The sequence below is a fragment of the Flavobacterium sp. Arc3 genome (assembly GCF_041431375.1).
Taxonomy (GTDB): domain Bacteria; phylum Bacteroidota; class Bacteroidia; order Flavobacteriales; family Flavobacteriaceae; genus Flavobacterium.
Genome location: NZ_JASMRI010000004.1, coordinates 193,446 through 213,359 on the forward strand (window position 1 = coordinate 193,446; position 19,914 = coordinate 213,359).

General features: G+C 33.4%; 13 protein-coding genes. 5 read left to right on the top strand and 8 right to left on the bottom strand.

What is annotated here, in order from left to right; all coding sequences use genetic code 11:
* Positions 1 to 419: 419 nt before the first annotated feature.
* Positions 420 to 1,148: a head GIN domain-containing protein gene (locus tag QO200_RS04510; RefSeq protein WP_371536887.1), complete on the top strand. Its 729-nt coding sequence runs from the start codon at positions 420 to 422 to the stop codon at positions 1,146 to 1,148.
* Between the two features lie 71 nt (positions 1,149 to 1,219).
* Here QO200_RS04510 and QO200_RS04515 read toward each other — a convergent pair whose 3' ends face one another.
* From QO200_RS04515 to QO200_RS04540, 6 genes are all read right to left on the bottom strand, one after another.
* The gene (locus tag QO200_RS04515) at positions 1,220 to 2,521 is read right to left on the bottom strand and encodes an MFS transporter (protein WP_371536889.1); all 1,302 of its coding nucleotides are present in this window, start codon (positions 2,519 to 2,521) and stop codon (positions 1,220 to 1,222) included.
* 139 nt (positions 2,522 to 2,660) lie between these two features.
* Entirely contained in the window at positions 2,661 to 3,479 is an 819-nt protein-coding gene (locus tag QO200_RS04520; RefSeq protein WP_371536892.1) for a M48 family metallopeptidase, read from the bottom strand.
* Between the two features lie 89 nt (positions 3,480 to 3,568).
* Positions 3,569 to 5,968 carry a glycoside hydrolase family 31 protein gene (locus tag QO200_RS04525; RefSeq protein ID WP_371536895.1) on the bottom strand — a complete coding sequence of 800 codons (2,400 nt, stop codon included), beginning with the start codon at positions 5,966 to 5,968 and terminating at the stop codon, positions 3,569 to 3,571.
* Between the two features lie 197 nt (positions 5,969 to 6,165).
* Positions 6,166 to 8,073, bottom strand: coding sequence for a 1,4-alpha-glucan branching protein GlgB (glgB, locus tag QO200_RS04530; protein WP_371536897.1), 1,908 nt, complete (start codon positions 8,071 to 8,073; stop codon positions 6,166 to 6,168).
* A 66-nt stretch (positions 8,074 to 8,139) separates the two neighbouring features.
* Positions 8,140 to 9,420: a glucose-1-phosphate adenylyltransferase gene (locus QO200_RS04535; protein WP_371536900.1), complete on the bottom strand. Its 1,281-nt coding sequence runs from the start codon at positions 9,418 to 9,420 to the stop codon at positions 8,140 to 8,142.
* Positions 9,417 to 10,838, bottom strand: coding sequence for a glycogen synthase (locus QO200_RS04540; RefSeq protein ID WP_371536903.1), 1,422 nt, complete (start codon positions 10,836 to 10,838; stop codon positions 9,417 to 9,419). Before QO200_RS04540 ends, QO200_RS04535 begins: the two co-directional genes overlap by 4 nt.
* Before the next feature lie 186 nt (positions 10,839 to 11,024).
* Here QO200_RS04540 and QO200_RS04545 point away from each other — a divergent pair, with 186 nt between their 5' ends.
* The 4 genes from QO200_RS04545 to QO200_RS04560 all read left to right on the top strand — a co-directional run bounded on the left by QO200_RS04545 (position 11,025) and on the right by QO200_RS04560 (position 14,111).
* Entirely contained in the window at positions 11,025 to 11,900 is an 876-nt protein-coding gene (locus tag QO200_RS04545) for an alpha/beta hydrolase (RefSeq protein ID WP_371536905.1), read from the top strand.
* 15 nt (positions 11,901 to 11,915) lie between these two features.
* Positions 11,916 to 12,305: a peptide-methionine (R)-S-oxide reductase MsrB gene (gene msrB / locus QO200_RS04550; RefSeq protein WP_371536908.1), complete on the top strand. Its 390-nt coding sequence runs from the start codon at positions 11,916 to 11,918 to the stop codon at positions 12,303 to 12,305.
* 120 nt (positions 12,306 to 12,425) lie between these two features.
* A complete protein-coding gene (gene nth / locus QO200_RS04555) occupies positions 12,426 to 13,040 on the top strand; it encodes an endonuclease III (protein WP_371536910.1) in 615 nt (204 codons plus the stop codon).
* Positions 13,041 to 13,082: 42 nt separating this feature from the next.
* On the top strand, positions 13,083 to 14,111 hold the full coding sequence (locus QO200_RS04560) for an isoaspartyl peptidase/L-asparaginase family protein (RefSeq protein WP_371536912.1): 1,029 nt from the start codon (positions 13,083 to 13,085) through the stop codon (positions 14,109 to 14,111).
* Positions 14,112 to 14,364: 253 nt separating this feature from the next.
* Here QO200_RS04560 and QO200_RS04565 read toward each other — a convergent pair whose 3' ends face one another.
* Both QO200_RS04565 and QO200_RS04570 read right to left on the bottom strand, forming a co-directional pair.
* Positions 14,365 to 15,990: an amidase gene (locus tag QO200_RS04565; protein ID WP_371536914.1), complete on the bottom strand. Its 1,626-nt coding sequence runs from the start codon at positions 15,988 to 15,990 to the stop codon at positions 14,365 to 14,367.
* Positions 15,991 to 16,556: 566 nt separating this feature from the next.
* On the bottom strand, positions 16,557 to 19,562 hold the full coding sequence (locus tag QO200_RS04570) for a histidine kinase (protein WP_371536916.1): 3,006 nt from the start codon (positions 19,560 to 19,562) through the stop codon (positions 16,557 to 16,559).
* Between the last annotated feature and the right edge of the window lie 352 nt (positions 19,563 to 19,914).

Consider the following 19,914-nt stretch of genomic DNA (forward strand, 5'->3'; position numbering starts at 1 on the left):
CAAATATAAGGTTTCAACTGTTTAATTTTGAATTAAACCTCATAATTTATTATGCTTTATAAAAATGCAATCTTTATGCCATTTTAAAGAAATGAGAAATTATAGAAGCTAAAGTTAGTTAAATAAAATGTATTAAATTTATTACTTTATCACCTTTCCTAAAAAAAGAAATTATTCATTTCTCAATCTATAAGTAATAATAAAAACTATCTTTATATGTGTTATTTACAAATAATTAAATATTATTTAAACAAAGACATTTACATTAAGAAACGATAAACTCATAAGCTCTATTTGAATTTTACTAACCAATGGCTTAGAAATAACCATGAAACAAATACCTCTAAAAGATTTAGCGGTTACAAACTTAAAAAGGATTTAATCATTAGATAAATAGAATAATCAAAAAACGAGAACAAATGAAAAAACTATTAAAATCAGTAGTGTATTGCAGTTTGCTTTTTACGACAATAACAAACGCTCAATGGCATTCTAAAAACAGGATAAAAGGAAATGGTACTATAACCAGCGAAAAAAGGATAACAGCTGATTATGACGAAATAAAAATAGCTGGATTTTTTGACGTTGAATTGGTTTCAGGAAAAGAAGGAAACATTACAATTCAAGGAGAAGAAAATTTAATACAATACATTAAAACCGAAACGGAGAAAGGTGTTTTAAAAGTTTTTACTGAAAAAAACATAAATATCAGCACTAATAAGAAAATGTTAATCACTATTCCTTTTGAAAATATCAATGCTGTTTCACTATCTGGATCCGGTGATGTCAGTACTAAAAACACCATTAAAACCAATCAATTTAAAACTAAGTTAGCGGGATCAGGTGATCTAACCCTATCAGTAGATGCCAATGAAATACAAGCCGACTTGAATGGTTCAGGTGACCTTGTTCTAAAAGGTAATACTGAAAGTCTAATTACTAAGTTAGTGGGATCTGGAGATATCGATACCGCTGAATTAAAGGCACAAAATACAGATGTTTCTGTTACGGGTTCAGGAGATGCAACGGTATATTGCTCAAGTAATCTTAAAGCACGCGTTTCTGGTTCTGGAGATATTAACTATAAAGGAAACCCAAAAACAAAAAATACTAAAGTCATGGGATCTGGCGACATAACACAAAAATAAAGCTAACTAAATAAGAAAGGTTTTTTTAAGAATTCCTAAAAACACCTTTCTTATAATATTAAATCTGCAATCTATTCTTTATTTTTTTTCATAAAACTTAGAACAATAAATCCCAATAAAAAGAAAACCGCCAGAATGAAAAATGAATTTCTCATCGAGTTTGTAATTGCTGCGACAAATCCAAAAACAAAGGTCCCTACTACAATCGATATTTTTTCAGTTACATCAAAAAAGCTAAAATAGGTAGCGTGATCTTCAGTGTCTGGTAATAATTTGGAGTACGTAGAACGGGATAAAGTCTGAATTGCTCCCAAAACCATTCCTATCGTTGCTCCAAGAACATAAAACTGAGTATCAATGTACTCACTTTTGGCATCCAGTAAATAAGCCGCAACACAAATAAATCCCCAAATTACTATTGTAATTTTTAGCGTTTTAATATTACCTATTTTCTCAGATATTCTTGAAAATAAAAAAGCTCCAAATATAGCTACCACATTTATTAATAAAATTATAATTATCAATTTACTGGTATCAATCCCTAATTCTTTTTTCCCAAAAAGACCTGCTAATAATATTACAGTTTGAACACCTATACTATAAAGAAAAAAAGCAGTTAGAAATTGTTTTAAATCCTTCATGCTCTTCAAACTATCTAAAACTACTTTCAGCTCTCTCAGTCCTTTAAAAATATAGTCTTTCTCTGGTTTTTTATGAAAAACATTATTGGGCAAGTAATGAAAAGTGACTTGTGCAAAACCCATCCACCAGATTCCTACGGATAAGAAAGAAATACGAGCTGGCAAAGAACCATCAGTTATTCCATACCATTCAGGCATCATTACCATAGTAAGATTGAAAGCGAGTAATATTAGAGAACCAGCATAGCCAAACATAAAACCCTTTGCACTAACCCTATCATGTTGTTCAGGAAAAGCAATTTCTGGCAAATAGGAATTATAAAAAACAATACTTCCCCAAAAACCAATACTTGCTAAAACGGTCCCTAAAATTCCAATCCATAAGGTGCCTTGTCCTTTAAAAAAGAATAAACTCATCACAGATAGTGACCCTAAATAACAAAAGAATTGTAGAAATCGTTTCTTATTTCCTGTATAATCTGCAATACTGGATAAGATGGGAGACATTAAAGCCACGATCAAAAATGAAAATGATAAAGAATAAGATAAAAGTGATGAATTATTAAATTCAAAACCTAAAAATTGAACTATTCCGTTATTATCACTAGTTACCGTTTCATAGTATATAGGAAAAACTGCAGTAGCAATAACTAAACTATAAACAGAGTTAGCCCAGTCATAAAAGGCCCATGCATTTATTAACTTTTTATCTCCTTTTTGCAATGTTATCATAGAATTATTTTTATACGAATTTATCTATTTTTCCGTAGGAAACATCTAAAATAACTAGAATGTTGAAAACTTGTTCTTTTACTAACGTAAAAAGCCAATTCAAATGAATTGGCTTTTCTTTAATATCTATCTATAATTATTATTTATAAATCATTCCGAATTTTGCAGCAGTTGCTTTAGCTTCTGGAATCATTGCTTTTAAATTAGCAATTCGGGTTGCATCAGATGGGTGTGTGCTAAGAAACTCTGGTTGCGCTTGTCCATCAGAATTTGATGACATTCTAGTCCAGAAAGCAATTGCTTCTTCTGGATTATATCCCGCTATTGCCATTAAAACTAATCCTATTTTATCAGCCTCTGTTTCATGACTTCTACTAAAAGGTAACATCACTCCTACTTGAGTACCCACTCCATAAGCTTGATTCCATATTTGTTGTGTTTGTTCACTTTTTCCTGAAGTTGCAACAGAAACTCCCGCACCAATAACTTGTTGAAGTTGTCCAGCGCTCATACGTTGTGCTCCGTGATTTGCAAGCGCATGAGACACTTCATGTCCCATTACCGTTGCTAAACCTGCGTCATCTTTAGTAACAGGTAAAATTCCAGAGTAAACAACAATCTTTCCTCCAGGCATACACCAAGCATTTACATCTTTACTATCTACTAGCTTGTATTCCCATTCATAACCATCCAAATATTGCTTTTGCCCTAAAGAATTTAAATATTTTTCGGCTGCCAATTTTATTTTTGTTCCTACAGATTCAACTCTTCTAGCATCAGCTGTACCTGTAATTACTTTATTTTCCTTTAAAAAAGTTCCATACTCCGCAAAGGAAGAAGGGAAGAGTTCGCTATTCGAAACAAAATTTAATGTTTTCTTTCCTGTAAGCGGATTAGTTGCGCAAGAGACTAATAATCCCAAAGTACAAATACCTACTAATATTGAATGTTTTTTCATGGTGCTATTTTTATTTTAACAAAAATACAACAATTATAGATATCCTATTTGCAAAATTAAAACCAAATGTTGCAACATTTTTGGTTTTCTTATTCTCCAATGATATGCAAAACATTAAATTCCTTAGTTACTATAAGGTAGTTATCCTCTTCAAACTTGGCTCTATTAAACGAAACTTTTTCATTGTCAATTTCTATGCTTTTAACTTTAAAAGGAAATCCTATTAGGTTTATCTTATAATTAGAATAACTTGTATCGTATTTACCTTCTTTATGCAATTGGATATTAAATTCTTTTTCTTTCCCTGTTACTATAAAAGTCAAGAAACTGTATCTTCCTTTTTTATAATCATAGCCATCTTGTGCATCTTCATACACAACCGACTTCTCTTTTCCTTCTTTATAGAATAAATCTAAGGTCAATTCATCAAATTCTAATTCTCCCACATATTGTTGAATAGGATATTTTGGAATAACAGCACCCGCTTTTACAAATACTGGAATTTCATCGAATTTCGTTTCTACCCAAATTTCTTTACCTCCAGTCACTAAGCTATTAGTCCAGTAATTATACCACTGACCACGAGGAATGTACATTCTTCTTCCTAAAGCATTCGGTTCCAAAATAGGGCATACTAAAATTTGGTTTCCAAAAACAAATTCGTCATTTCTATAATGCGTTTGTATGTCACTTTGATCATAATAAACTAAGGGTTTAAGCATAGGAATTCCCTCTTCGATATATTGCCAGAACATAGTATATAGGTAAGGTAGCAACTGGTAACGCAGGTTAATAAATTTTCTAGTAATATCAATAACCTCTTCATCAAATGCCCAAGGTTCCTGATCTCCGTGATCACCAGAAGAATGTGTTCTACAAAAAGGATGAAAAACACCTAATTGAATCCAACGAGCATATAATTCTCCCGAAGGTTGTTCTGCAAATCCACCAATATCCGAGCCCGTAAAGCCCATTCCAGAAATTGACATTCTTTGCACTTGTATGTTTGCAATCCACAAATGTTCCCAACTAGCCACATTATCTCCCGTCCAGGAAGAAGTATAGCGTTGCGCTCCTGCATAAGCTGATCTTGTGATTATAAAAGGTCTTTTAGGATAAGCAAATCTTTTTACTCCATGATACGTGGCTCTTGCCATCTGTGTACCGTAAATATTGTGTGCTTTTCTATGGCTACATGGGTTTCCGTCATAGTCATGACGAACATCCATAGGAAATGTTTTATTTGGCACCTCCATAACAGCTGGCTCATTCATATCATTCCAAACTCCTTTTACCCCAATTTCAGATATTAGTTCTTTAAATAATCCCGCCCACCATTCTCTCACTTCGGGATTAGTATAGTCAGGAAAATTACAATCTCCCGGCCAAACTTTACCTTTCATATAAGGACCATCCGCACGTTTACAAAAATAATCTTTTTCTAAAGCCTCTTTATATACTGAATATTCCTTGTCAATTTTAATTCCTGGATCAATGATTACAACGGTTTTAAAACCGTCTTCTGCTAATTCTGCAACCATCCTTTTTGGATCTGGGAAATATTCTTTATTCCACGTAAAACATCTAAAGCCGTCCATGTAATCAATATCTAAATAAATGGCATCGCATGGAATCTTTAATTCTCTAAATTTTGATGTGATTTTTTTTACGTTACTCTCTGGAAAATAACTCCATTTACATTGATGATAACCTAAAGCCCATAATGGTGGTAATTCTGGCTTACCCGTCAAGTCAGTGTAACTAGCAACAACATTCTCCATTTGAGGACCATAGATGAAGTAATAATTCATCTCCCCTCCTTCTGCCCAAAAACTGCTAACATTTCTTCTTTCGTGACAAAAATCAAAGAAAGTTCTAAATGTATTGTCGAAGAAAATACCATAGGCTTGTTTATTTTGTAAACCAATATAAAAGGGAACTACTTTGTATAAAGGTTCTTGATCTTTCTGAAATGCATATTGATCGGTAGCAAAGTTTTCTAACCTTTTCCCTTTCAAATTCATTTGGGTGGCTTTATCGCCAAGGCCATAGAAACACTCCCCATCTTTTGAAGTCTTGCTCATTTTAACGATATTACCGCCATACTCGTAACTTTCCTCCCAATGGAATCCCAGTTCATCTTCAAGTAATATATTTCCGTTTAAATCATAAATAGCTACTCTCATATCTATTTTTTGAATGACACATATTACTTTACTGGTTTGTATTTGATAATAATCCCCTTCTTCTGTGACCTCAAGAAAATTATATCCATGCAAATGACTTTTATCAATAGCATAGGAGAAGTCATTACTAAAATAACCTTTTGTTGTGTACCTAAAACGTATTAAACTGTCTCTTAATATCGTAACTTTTAAAACTACACTATTGTCTGTATTAAAATAAATGGAATCAACGTCCTGTTCAAAAGAAACTATTTTTGATGGATATAAATCCCCTTTGAATTCTAATTCTGTATTTGTAATCATGTTATACCTTATTATATTAAGCCCTTTTTATATTTTCAAACATACAAAAAAGTATATTTGCTTTCCTGAAAAACAATTCTATTTACAAAATAAAAGTGACGGTTTTATTAAAAAACAAACTCTATTAATTCTATGAATCAATAGAGTTTGCACAATTAAGAATTTTAAAAAACAGTACACAAGTCTAATGTGAATTTTTATACAATTTTAAAAACAGTTACGCCTAAAGGTGGCAATGTTAGTTCTATTGAATAGTCGCGTCCATCATATGGCGTCGCTTCTATTACTAATTTAGTTGCATTCTTTAATCCGCTACCGCCATAATTTTTTTCATCGCTATTAAAAATCTCCTTTAGCTTTCCTTTTCTTGGAAGACCTATTCGATAATTTTCACGAACTACCTGAGTAAAATTACAAACTACAATTACATCATCTTTTACCTTTTCTCCTTTTCGTACATAGGATATAACTGCGTTTTGATGGTCTGAATAATTAATCCATTCGAATCCATCTGGACTAAATTGCTTTTCATATAACGCCGGCTCTTTTTTATACAACCCATTTAAATCTGTTATCAGCTTTCTAACCCCTTCATGGTAAGGATACTCATTTAAATGCCAATCAAGGCTACCCTCAAAATTCCATTCGGCACTTTGTCCAAATTCACATCCCATAAACAGTAATTTTGTCCCTGGATGTGTAAACATATAACCGTAAAGCAGTCGCAAATTTGCAAATTTTTGCCATTCATCACCAGGCATTCTACCAAGTATAGATTTTTTACCATAAACCACTTCATCATGAGAAAGTGGCAACATAAAATTTTCTGAAAAAACATAGGTTGAGGAGAAGGTCAAATCATTTTGATGGTACTTCCTGTATACAGTATCTTTTTGAAAATATTCTAAGGTATCATGCATCCAACCCATCATCCATTTCATTCCAAATCCTAATCCTCCAATGGAAGTTGGTCTAGAAACCATAGGAAACGAAGTGCTTTCTTCAGCTATCGTTTGGACACCTTCAAAATTAGAATAGACTGCTTCATTGAATTCTTTTAAAAAACTTATAGTATCAAGGTTTTCACGTCCACCATAAATATTAGGTTCCCATTCGCCCTCTTTTCTTGAATAATCTAAGTATAACATCGAAGCTACCGCATCCACGCGAAGTCCGTCAGCATGATAATGTTGCAACCAAAACAAGGCGTTACTAATTAAAAAGGAGCGCACTTCATTTCGACCATAATTAAACACTAGACTTTTCCAGTCTGGATGATATCCTTTTTTACGATCTGGATGTTCAAAAAGATTAGAGCCATCAAAGAATCCTAATCCATGTGCATCATCTGGAAAATGAGAAGGAACCCAGTCCAGAATAACTCCAATTCCAGCCTGATGCAGTCGATCTACCAATACCATAAATTCTTGTGGTTTTCCAAAACGGGAGGTCGGTGCAAAATAACCAACGAGCTGATATCCCCATGAAGGGTCGTACGGATACTCCATAATAGGCATAAACTCAACATGTGTAAACCCAGTTTCTTTTACATAAGCAACCAAATCCTCTGCAAATTCTAGATAAGTCAGAAATCGATTATCTTCTCCATGTCGTTTCCAAGACCCTAAATGAACTTCATAAACAGAGTATGGTTTGTCAAGCGCATTATGATCCTGACGATTCTCCATCCATTTAGTATCATCCCATTTGTAATCGAGATCCCAAACTACAGATGCGGTATGTGGTGGCTTTTCACAGTAAAAAGCAAAAGGATCTGCTTTTTCGGTAACTATTCCATCGTTATTCGATTGTATTTTATATTTATAGGTAGCTCCTTTTTCGATATTGGGAATAAACCCTTCCCATATACCAGATGAATCCCATCTTACCTGAAGCAGATGCTCTCCTTGAGTCCAGAAATTAAAATCTCCTACTACAGATACAGAATGGGCAGTCGGTGCCCAAACGGCAAAATACACGCCCTTTACACCATCTAATTCAATCAGATGTGCTCCAAGTCTCTCATATAATCTGTAATGTTTTCCAGCTTTAAATAAGTCAATGTCAAAATCAGTAAAAAGGGAATGTGTGAGAACTTTGCTCATATATATTGGTATGTTTCTAACCTTATGGAATAAATTAGAATATTAACTTTAAAAAAACTTTTGATTTTAATTTATCTTATAGCCATCTGGAATTACAGAACCTTTTTTAATTACTACAATTCCTTCTTTAATAGCGTATAGTTCATGTAAAACATCTTCTAAATGCTTACCTCCATTAATATAAACATTGTTTCCTATTCTACAGTTTTTATCCACTAAAGCATTATTAATAAAACAGTTATCACCGATACCTACTAAAATATTATTTTTAGCTTTATCTTCATTCATATCATCAATACTTTGATAATAGTCATTCCCCATAACGTAGGTGTTTTGAATAACAGTCCCATCACCTATTCTTGCACGAATTCCTATAACGGATTTTTTTATTTCTTTAGCATGAATAATACAACCATCAGATATTAATGATTTCTCTACTAAAGTGTGGTGAAATTTTGACGGAGGTAGTAATCTTGGACGTGTGTAAATTTTATTATCATTGTCAAATAAATTAAATTTAGGAATATCATCTGTCAAACCGATATTGGCTTCAAAAAATGAATCTATATTTCCTATATCAGTCCAATACCCTTCATATTGATAACTTAGTATTTTTTGTTTACCCACAGCTTGCGGAATAATTTCTTTTCCAAAATCCTTTGTATCAGGATTTTTCATTAAATCAATTAATAGCTGTCTATTAAAAATATAAATTCCCATTGAAGCTAAGTAAATTTTACCTTCACTTTTCATTTCCTCACTTACATCCGACTCCCATTCTGGTAACAATTCCTTAACCGGTTTTTCAATAAATGACTCTACACAACTATCGCTATTTGATTTTAAAATTCCAAAATCTGGTGCATCCTTAGCGTTAACCGGTAAAGTGGCAACTGTTATATCAGCTTCCTGTTTGATATGTTCTTCAATCATTTCATTGAAATCCATCTGGTATAATTGATCTCCAGAAAGAATTAAAACATAATCAAATTCATGATTTAAAAAGTGAGGCATACACTGTCTCACTGCGTCAGATGTACCTTGAAACCAAGTTGGATTATCAGGAGTTTGTTCGGCAGCAAGAATGTCAACAAAAGCTTGACTAAACGCATTAAAAGTATAGGTGTTTTTTATATGTGCATTTAAAGAAGCAGAGTTAAATTGGGTCAATACAAACATTCTCTTAATGTCTGAATTCATACAGTTTGAGATTGGGATATCAACTAATCTATATTTCCCTGCAATTGGTACTGCAGGCTTAGATCTACTTTCAGTCAATGGATATAATCTAGACCCTTGGCCCCCTCCTAAAATAATTGCAATAACGTTTTTCTTGTTAGCTTTCATACTTTGTTAATTATTAAATTATAAACCTCTATATATTCTTGACATGCTTTTTCCCACGAATGATCTGTGGTCATCCCTAATTTTCTAATCTTATTTAAGTGTTCTTTATCTTTATACAAGTTTACTGCCCTTTGGATAGAGTAACAAATGTCTCCAATAGAAGATTGATCATGACAGATACCGTTACCGTTATCTCCAAAATCAATTACGGTATCTTTTAATCCTCCTGTTCTTCTTACAATGGGAATTGTACCATATCGCAGCGAGTACATTTGATTCAACCCACATGGTTCTACCCTTGATGGCATCAATAAAAAATCAGCTCCTGCATAAATTAAATGTGCTAATTCTTCGTTGTATCCAATAAAAGTGCTATAATTTCCTTTATAATCTACCAATAGACTATTTAAATCGTTTTCTATATCTTGATTTCCAGAACCTAAAATAAGAATATTGATTTCCTTATAATTTTCAGACAAGGCTAACGCCGATGCCTGTGGTAGCAAATCGCCTCCTTTTTCTTCTAATAACCGCCCTATAAAACTAAAAAGTGGTTTCGTAGGATCTAAATTAAATAAAGTACATAATATCTCTTTATTTTGTTGTTTTCCCTTTTCAAAATTTTCAATAGAATAGTTTTTTTCCAACATTTTATCCTTCAAAGGATCCCAGATTTCAGTATCGATTCCGTTTAATATTCCTTTAGATTTGTAGCGTACGATATTAAATAGTGACTCTAATCCATTTGCTGAATAATTAATCTCATTCAAATAATTAGGCGAAACTGTAGTCACTGCCCAAGCACATTTTATACCTACAGCCAATGAATTAATACAGTGATCCCATTCTAATACATTTACGTGGGACAGATCAAATTCTGGTAAATAGTGTAGTTTATCAAATCCAAATTGCCCCTGATACAATCCATTATGAATCGTAATCATTGAAGGTGTATTTTGGATTTTGCTATATTTGTTACAATACAACATCATAAACGGAATTAAACCAGTATGATGATCGTGACAATTAATAACATCTGGCATTTCATCACGGCCAATTATCCAATCTAAAGTGGCTATTTGAAAAGATAAAAATCGTTCGATATCATCCTCATATCCATATACTTCTTTTCTGTCGAACAATTCGGGAATTTCAATGAGGTATAACTCAAATCCCAATTTATCTGTTGTCTCCTTAAGGACATTAAATGAAAAATTGAATTTTCCCAATTTAACAAACCCCCAATGGACACATTCAAATTTATTTTCTTTTTTAAATTTTGTGTCATAACAAGGAATTACAACTCTTGCAAGATGACCGGCTTTATTCTGGTATTTTGGCAAAGCTCCTACAACATCTGCTAAACCACCTACTTTTGCTACGGGATAACACTCTGCGCTAATATGAAATATTTCCATTTGTTAAATTTTGTTATTCTTCAAATTTTGTAGTAACGTTGACACTCTCTTTTTTATTAAGACCATTCTTTCTTTAATGTAAATACTTAAATAGACAATAAAATTTTATTAAATATACTACTTTTATGTTTTTCTAAATTTAGTGAAAATTTTATAAAATAAAAGCGGTCTTAAAAATTTATCAATATGACAAAAATACCTTCAATTCATACTCAATCATTAAAAATTCCTAAGCCTATTCTTATTGCAGGTAAATTAATCTCTTTTATTTCGCCTAAACTAACAACATTGTTCGCCGCTAAATTGTTTACAACACCTATAAAACATAAGATTCCCAAAAGAGAGTTTGAAATGGATGAAAAAAGTGAGCAAAAAAAACTCCTTGTTCCCTCAATAAATAAAGAGATCGTTGTTTACAAATACGGCCAAAGTGAAAAGAAAGTATTGCTAGTTCATGGTTGGTCAGGACGAGGTACACAACTAGTGAAAATAGCCGATGCATTAGTAAAGCATGGTTATTCTACCATTAGTTTTGATGCTCCTGCACATGGTAAATCACCTGGTAATCAAAGTATCATGACTGAATTTATCGCTGCAATTTTAGAAATCGACAAGCAGTACGGTCCTTTTGAATCCGCTGTTGGTCATTCTCTGGGTGGAATGTCGGTACTAAATGCAATAAAAGAAGGTCTCGAGTTAAATACTGCCGTAATTATAGGCAGTGGGGATATTGTTCAAGATATTATCGAAGATTTTATTGCTAAATTAGAGCTAAAGCCAAGTTATGCTACCACTTTAAGACTATATTTTGAGAAAAAGTATGGTGGAAAAATGAATGATTACTCTGGTTATCAAGCAGCCAAAAAAATAACGATACCCATTTTAGTGATTCATGACAAAGATGATCCTGAAGTGCCTGTAAAAGCAAGCATGAACATTTATGAACATTTAAAAAACGGAGAGCTCCTGATAACAGAAGGTTTGGGTCATCGAAAAATTTTAGGTGATTCTGAAGTAGTTAAAAGAACGGTTGAATATGTAACTACTCACTCTAATAATTAATCTAACATCAATACAATGAAATACCCCTTAGAAAAATCCGAAGCCCAATGGAAACAAGAACTGGGAGAAGAAAGATACCGTGTCTTGCGTGAAAAAGGAACAGAACGTCCACACACTGGAACTTACAATTTACATTACGAAGAAGGCACCTATTGCTGCGGCGCTTGTTCAGAACCATTATTTGAAAGTAACTCAAAGTTTGACGCACACTGTGGCTGGCCGTCATTTGATGATTCAATTCCCGGAAAAGTCAAATATATTTTAGATAAAACGCACGGAATGATTCGTACTGAAATAGTTTGTGCAAATTGTGGCAGCCATTTGGGACATCTCTTTAATGATGGACCAACTACTACTGGCCAGCGTTATTGTGTAAATTCGGTATCAGTAGATTTTAAAAAATAAAGAAGATTGGATTTATTCGGAAAATCAAGTGATTAGATAAAAAAACTAGAACCAATTCTTGAAAAATATAAAGAAAGAAAACACCTCTTAGACTATCATAATCAATACCAACATTTAGTTATGGTAGTGCTGTCTGCTCAGGATTCTGATGCTAATATCAATAAAATCGCTCAAGCTCTATTTGAAGTGTATCCAAATATGGAAAGTTTGGCAGTTTCGAATGTAGAAAGATTAATACCCTATATCTCCAAAGTCAAAAATTTTGGTACCAAAGCCAATTGGTTACCAGAAATCGCAAAAACCATTAAAAAAGACGAGAATATTCCCCTAACAATGGATGCTTTGACTGCTTTAAAAGGCATTGGACGAAAATCAGCAAATGTCATCATGCGTGAAGCTAAAATTTCAGCAGTAGGAATAATTGTTGATCTACACGTCATTCGAGTAGCACCCAGAGTTGGATTAACCACAGAAACCAAAGACGAAATAAAATTTGAAAAACAACTCATGCAAGCGCTCCCTAATGAGATATGGGATGAAATTGGAATGGCAATTTCGTTTTTGGGAAGAGAAATTTGTCGCCCAACACCTAAATGCCTGAATGTCCCATTAATTCGATTTGTAAATATTACAGTGAATCTTATAAATAGTAAACAAGTACTGCAGCCCCATTATTTTAAAATCGTTATCACCTTCTCACAAAAACAGCCAGCAACAATTTGCGCAACGTTTTGATTATCTATACATTTACAATTAAACCTTATGAAATAACTTTCTATGAAAAAAGCTATTGCCCTTTTAATAATCCTTTTTGTATTTGTTCAATGCAAAAGTGTAAAACCGACCACTAACGATAATTTTGCCATAGTAATTCATGGAGGTGCTGGAACCATATTGAAAAAGAACATGTCTCCAGAATTAGAGGCACAATATAAAGCAAAGCTTGAAGAAGCTGTAAAAGTAGGTTATGCAGTGTTAAAAAATGGCGGATCAAGTATAGAGGCGGTAGAAAAAACTATTAATGTAATGGAGAATTCCCCATTATTTAATGCAGGAAAAGGTGCCGTGTTCACTAATCAAGGAAAGAATGAGTTAGACGCATCAATAATGGATGGAAAGACCTTAAAGGCAGGTGCAATTGCTGGGGTTACTACTGTTAAAAATCCTATTAGTTTGGCAAGGGCGGTAATGGAAAAATCAGAACATGTACTATTAGCGAGAGAAGGAGCTGAAAATTTTGCAAAAGAAAACGGACTAGAAATAGTAAACCCTGCATACTTTTATACAGAAAACCGATACCAATCATTACTAAAAGCACAAGAAAAGGAAAAAACAGAGCTAGATCATTCTGGAAGCACCTCATTTTATGACCCGTACATCAAAGACAATAAATTTGGAACTGTAGGTTGCGTTGCCTTAGATAAAAACGGAAATCTTGCTGCAGGTACTTCTACTGGTGGGATGACCAACAAAAAATGGGGTCGCATCGGTGATACACCTATAATTGGCGCCGGAACTTATGCTAATAATACTACTTGTGGAGTTTCTTCAACAGGATGGGGAGAGTTTTTTATTCGCAACGTGGTTGCTTATGATATTTCGGCTCTAATGGAGTATAAAGGATTATCTCTCGAGAACGCCGCTAAGGAAGTAATTCAAAAAAAGCTAACGAAACTTGGTGGTGACGGTGGAATCGTAGCAATGGACAAAGACGGGAATATCACAATGGAATTCAACACTGCCGGAATGTATAGGGCTTCAATAGATACCAAAGGAAAATTAATGATTGGAATTTACAAGAAGTAATAAACAGTGCTTACCAACTGAAAAGACTTTTAACTCATAATAATATGACTTAAAAGGCTTTTTTTTGTTTAAATAGTATCAAACTCCTCCTTATTTAGTTCGCTTTTTATCAAATTTAAAATTTCCCCGCTCCGACATAACTTTTTTCGTCTTTATATAACCTCGAAATCTGTATTTAAAGATGATACAACAAAAACAAGACAGCGCTTTTGAGTGGATTAATTATCTACAGATTTCAAAGGATAAATAAATATTACAAAAATGACTTCTTGAAACTAGGTTGCGTCCTTTTTTTTGACGCTTGTTCATAAGCGTAAGCTATACTTATTAATTTAGGCTCTGAATAAGCCGGTCCAAAAAATGAAAACCCAACTGGTAAGTCATAAACAACACCGCAGGGAACAGTGATATGTGGATAGCCACTGGCTGCCGCTGGCATTGTTAAGAAAACATCTCCCCAGCGATCTCCATAAATCATATCAATACTGCAAGCCGGCCCCATAGTTAAACCACAAATGGCGTCCAGTTTATTTACTGCAATAACTTTATCAATTATTTCTTTTGAACCTAAATGGCACCTTTTAAGTGCTTCAATGTATTTTTTATCGGTAAGAGTCCCTTTTTCATTTGAACTGATCAGGGTTTCTTGCTTGAAGTATGGCATTACTTTGTCTTCGTTAGCATTGTTGAAATCAACAACTTCTTTCAAGCTTTTCACTTTGGCATTAGAAGAACTTAAATAACTGTTCAGTCCGGTTTTGAACTCAAATTGCATCACTTCGAACTCATCTTCCCCCAATTTGCCAATTTCATCCAGATAATCGATTTCTACAATCGTGGCACCTTTACTTTTCAGCAAATCAATTGTTTTTTGTTGAAGTGCATGCATAAATTGATTTTTGCCTTGCGGTTTACGCTCCACTCCAATTCTTTTTCCGTTTAGGGCACCCAACTCCAGGAAGACAGTATAATCGTTATGGGCCTTTCCTTTGCTTTCCAGGGTAACAAGGTCCTTATCATCAACACCTGTCATGGCCCCCAATAAAATCGCAGCATCAGTAACTGTCCTTGCCATAGGCCCAGCCGTGTCTTGCGTACTTGAAATTGGAATAATACCAGTTCTGCTAACCAATCCAACCGTTGGCTTGATTCCTACAATTCCACTTACGGAAGCAGGACATACTACAGACCCGTCTGTTTCTGTTCCTATGGCAACAACACAAAGGTTAGCGGCCACAGCCACTCCCGAACCTGCGCTTGAGCCACATGGATTATGATCCAAAATATATGGGTTTTTAGTTTGCCCTCCCCTACTGCTCCAACCGGAACAAGAAGATGTGGACCTAAAATTTGCCCATTCGCTTAAATTCGTTTTACCTATTAATATGGCTCCTGCCTCTCTTATTTTTTTGATGACAAAAGCGTCATTGCTCGCAATATTTCCTGCAAGTGCCAATGAGCCTGCTGTAGTTTGCATTTTATCCCCTGTGTCAATATTGTCTTTTATCAGTATTGGAATACCATGCAAAAGACCTCTGCTCTTGCCTGATTTCATTTCTAAATCCATCTTTTTAGCAAGTTCAATTGCTTCAGGATTGACCTCAATTACGGAGTTTAATTTGTGTCCATTTTTATCAATGGCTTCTATGCGTTCTAAATACATTCGAACTAATTGCTCAGAACTATATTTGCCAGAAGATAATTTCTCCCTTAAGCTACTAATCGTTTCTTCGCTTAGTTCAAAGACTGAGTTGGAATTGTCTTCCTCTTCTAACGCTTCATCGCCTTTTTTAGTGCTCGGATTACAGCTTGAAATTAAAAAAGTGCTAAGGCCTGCAGACGCTAAAGTTGCAGTCGTTAAAAATGATCTACGTTTCATATATAAAAATTTAGAAAAAAATAAAGTCCTAAATTACCTTTTTTTCAACAAATTCGACAAAATATTAAATTGAACAAAAGTTAAAGTTCTAAAACCACGAAAAAAAGCGATTTACCCTGAAAAACAGCCTCTCATCTTCGACCCGCCCTAGCCTAAAAACATAATTGCAAATCTACTTGTTAAACATACAGAACAACCCTCTGATCTTTCTGCTTTATATTCACTTTAACCACAAATAGATTCTAACCAAAACTGGCAATTCGCCGGATGAACGATAATGTAATACAGAAATACCAACAGCCATAACAGATTTCATACCTCCAATACACATTATTATTATTCGAAACCACAAACATAACTGCCATAATAACTTAGCGAATAATGTGAAAGCAAAGTTAGCGTAGGTTCTACTATGATTTGCCATTTTATTTAATGCATATATTTCTCATAACCAATGTTTTAAAGTAAAACAGCCTATAGCATACGGATCAGAAAGTAATGGAATATTATTTGAATAAAGTCTTCGAGAGGTCGTTTCTTGAGTTTTATCATACCTGTCAAAATAATTAGACATAGACAAATAAATGGATAGTAACAGTCGTTCCATTATCTTCAGTAAAATCAATCTTTATAGGATCAAAATTATTTTTTTGCAACAAAATAATTCGTTCTTTGGCTAATGCGATACCCCTAGAAACATGAAATTTCGATTTTTTATTTGCCTTTAGCCCCTTTCCGTTGTCAATAATCTTACACTCTAAAACCCGTTCATCAATCATTTTAAAGGAAATATTAAGTTTAGGTGAAGGAACAAATTCATCAAAAGCATGAGCAAAAACATTTTCCACAAAGGGTTGTATCAGCATCGGTGGAATTTCAAATAAGCTTCCAGCAACCACAGGATCAATATAAACATCACACAAGACACGGTCTTTAAAACGCATATTTTCAATACACATGTAACTTTTTAAATATTCGACTTCCTCTTTAATTGATATAGTTTGTTTTGGAGAATTTTTCAAGGTCTTTCTCATCAAGGTAGCAAATTCACTAATATAAAGTGACGAATTAATTTCGTCATTATCTTGTACGAAACCTTGAATAGACTCCAAAGCATTGTAGATAAAATGAGGATTCATTTGATTTGACAGCGCTTCAAACTTAGCTTCGGTTATTTGTTTTTCTAAAACAGCTTTATCTCTTACCTTATTCTTTTTTCGTACAACTATATAAACCACAATTCCCATAACAAGGAGGAAGATTATGGTAATAAACCACCAAGCAAACCAAAATGGCGGTGAAATATAAACTTTAAGCAATTTAAAAACGCTAGATCTCCCAGCATTTAAATCTAAAACTTCCACTTCAACTAAATAGTCGCCATAAGGCAAATAGGCTAAAAACAAATTAGTTTTGTCGCTGTAAGGGCTCCAACGATTAGAAGCTTTTAAACGATATCTAAATTTCAACTTATCGGCAATAGCATGGCCTTCGGGAATAAAATCGATAGAAAGGGAATTCTGATTATAATCAAGCCTCAATTCATCCGAAGCATAACGGAACCAATGGAACTTGGATTTATTGAGAGCTGTATTATTGACAGCTATACTGCTTATCCCTAACTTTAAAACCGTTGGCTGTTTCTTTGTAAGCGTATTTAAATCAACAACATAACATCCTTTTTGTGTACCAATCCACAACTGGTTTTCAAAAATTTTTGAAGTGGTAAATACGCAATCTACTACCCCTAATTGCTTATCAATTAATCTAATTTCTCCTTTATAATAAATATTAATTCCTTTTTCTGTTCCAATATAAATGTGGTCATTATAAGATTCAAGAAATAATATGGTATTTCCAATAATTTTATTTTTTGGAATAGTATCTAATATTCTAAATGACTTTGAATCCTCAACCACAAAAACGTCCCCAAACTCAGTAGCTAAAATTAACTCTCCCCTATTGCTTATTGCTATATGTTTGAACTTCTTTTCTTTCCAAATACCTTCGACCAAATAAGAATGGAATTGATTATCATGATGTACATACAAACCGTTAAAAACGGATAATAGATAGGTTTTCTGATTATGATTTAAGATGTCTACTATGGCTGTAGCTTTTTTGTCTATCGAATTAACTTTTAAAGTATAAATGTCATCATAAACATGAATACCACCATAAGGGTTTGTTTCAAAAAATTTATTCTCACCAGTAAAACCAAATTCATAGGTATGAATCGGAACATAATGAATGATTTCACCTTCAAAATTAAATTCAAAAACTCCTAAATTACTACTAACCCAAAAAGATTTGAAATGCTTAATGATTTTATAAAATTCGATACCATTGGCAGGAATTGAATAATCTAATTCGAAAAAACCTTCGTTATACGTTGGCAATCGATTTTTTGAATGCTCTATATATTGGAGCTCTTTACTTTTGAAATCTGACAACGAAATAGTTTTCAAAACCTGCTGGGACGCATTTAGAATCGAAAGACCTCCATTATGAAGGATGATTTTTTGACTTCCCAATTTTTCAAAATCAATAATCCTTTTCCCTTCAAAAAATTTGTACTCAATCACTTTATCTAAACGAACCTTATAAACTCCTTTGTCCTTAGAGCCTACATAAAGCACATCCATTTTCCTATCATAAATAACATTGACTAAACTCTGAGAATCAATACCATAATAATCTGAAACATTAATCATTTTACGATCAACTACTTGATAAAGTCCTCCGCTATTATCAAAAACTCCCCAAGCCGCTGCATAAAGTATATTACGTTTGTCTTTAGCATATTGCCAGACAGTCGATTGACCAAAAACAGCAGTCGTTGAAATGACATTTTTAGTATTATCGAAAGTAAAAGCATTGATAAAACCTTTGTTACTGCCATAAAGTACAGAATCAAAATGGCCTAAACTATAGGTATGCTCATCGGTATCCTTACCGGTAATTTTATACTCTAAAACAGGAACTATTTTAGCGACCGTCCCATATTCATCTAACTTAAAAATTCCTTCATTAATAGCAGAGAAAAATACTTCTTTATTGTATGTAAAGAAATCGCTAATAATGAAAATCCCAAAATGCGGTTTAATTCCTTTGGGAGTAACTACCTTATTCGTATTGACATCTATAATGGAAACTCCTAATTCTGTCCCGAGATACATTTTGTTTTTAAAAGAAAAAACTTTACGTACTTTATTGGAGGGCAAACCATTTTTTGTCGTAAAAACGGTGAATTTTTTGCCGTCAAATTTACTTACTCCCCCTCCATAACTGCCAAACCACATATTTCCATTTCTGTCCTGAGAAATACCCCAACAACTGTTATGTCCTAATCCATCTGATTCATCTAGATTAGAAAAAGAGCCATTTTCCATTTTAGAAATGCCATTCTCAGTTCCAATCCATAAAATATCATTGGAATCCAAAAATAAAGATCGAACCGCATTATTAGGTAGACCATCTGCAGTAGTGTAGTTCCTGGAAGGTAAATACTGCCCAAACAATGAATATGTAAAAACAAAATATATAAAAAGCCAACTATATAGTAATTTCATTCATACGCAATTTATGATAGTAATAATGCAAAAAAGCTAAAGTCAAACGACTTTTAAAACACTAATTTACTTGTTGATACAAATAGCTAAAATAGTATTTATAAAAACAGAAATCATCTTTTTTTTATAGGAAAACACTCTGCAATTACAGACTTCATTAGCCACAAAAAAACGGATCAGGAACAAAACCTGAGGAGAAGTTTTGCAAAAATGAATATTTTTGCATAATTAACTTTGAGATATGACTTCTATAGACCTTTTAAAATTTATGCTTCCTGATTTTTTAATAGAGAACTTCGAAATAGTTTCTGCTGCCAATTCTGAAGAAAACCTGCACCTTTATTTTGAAGAA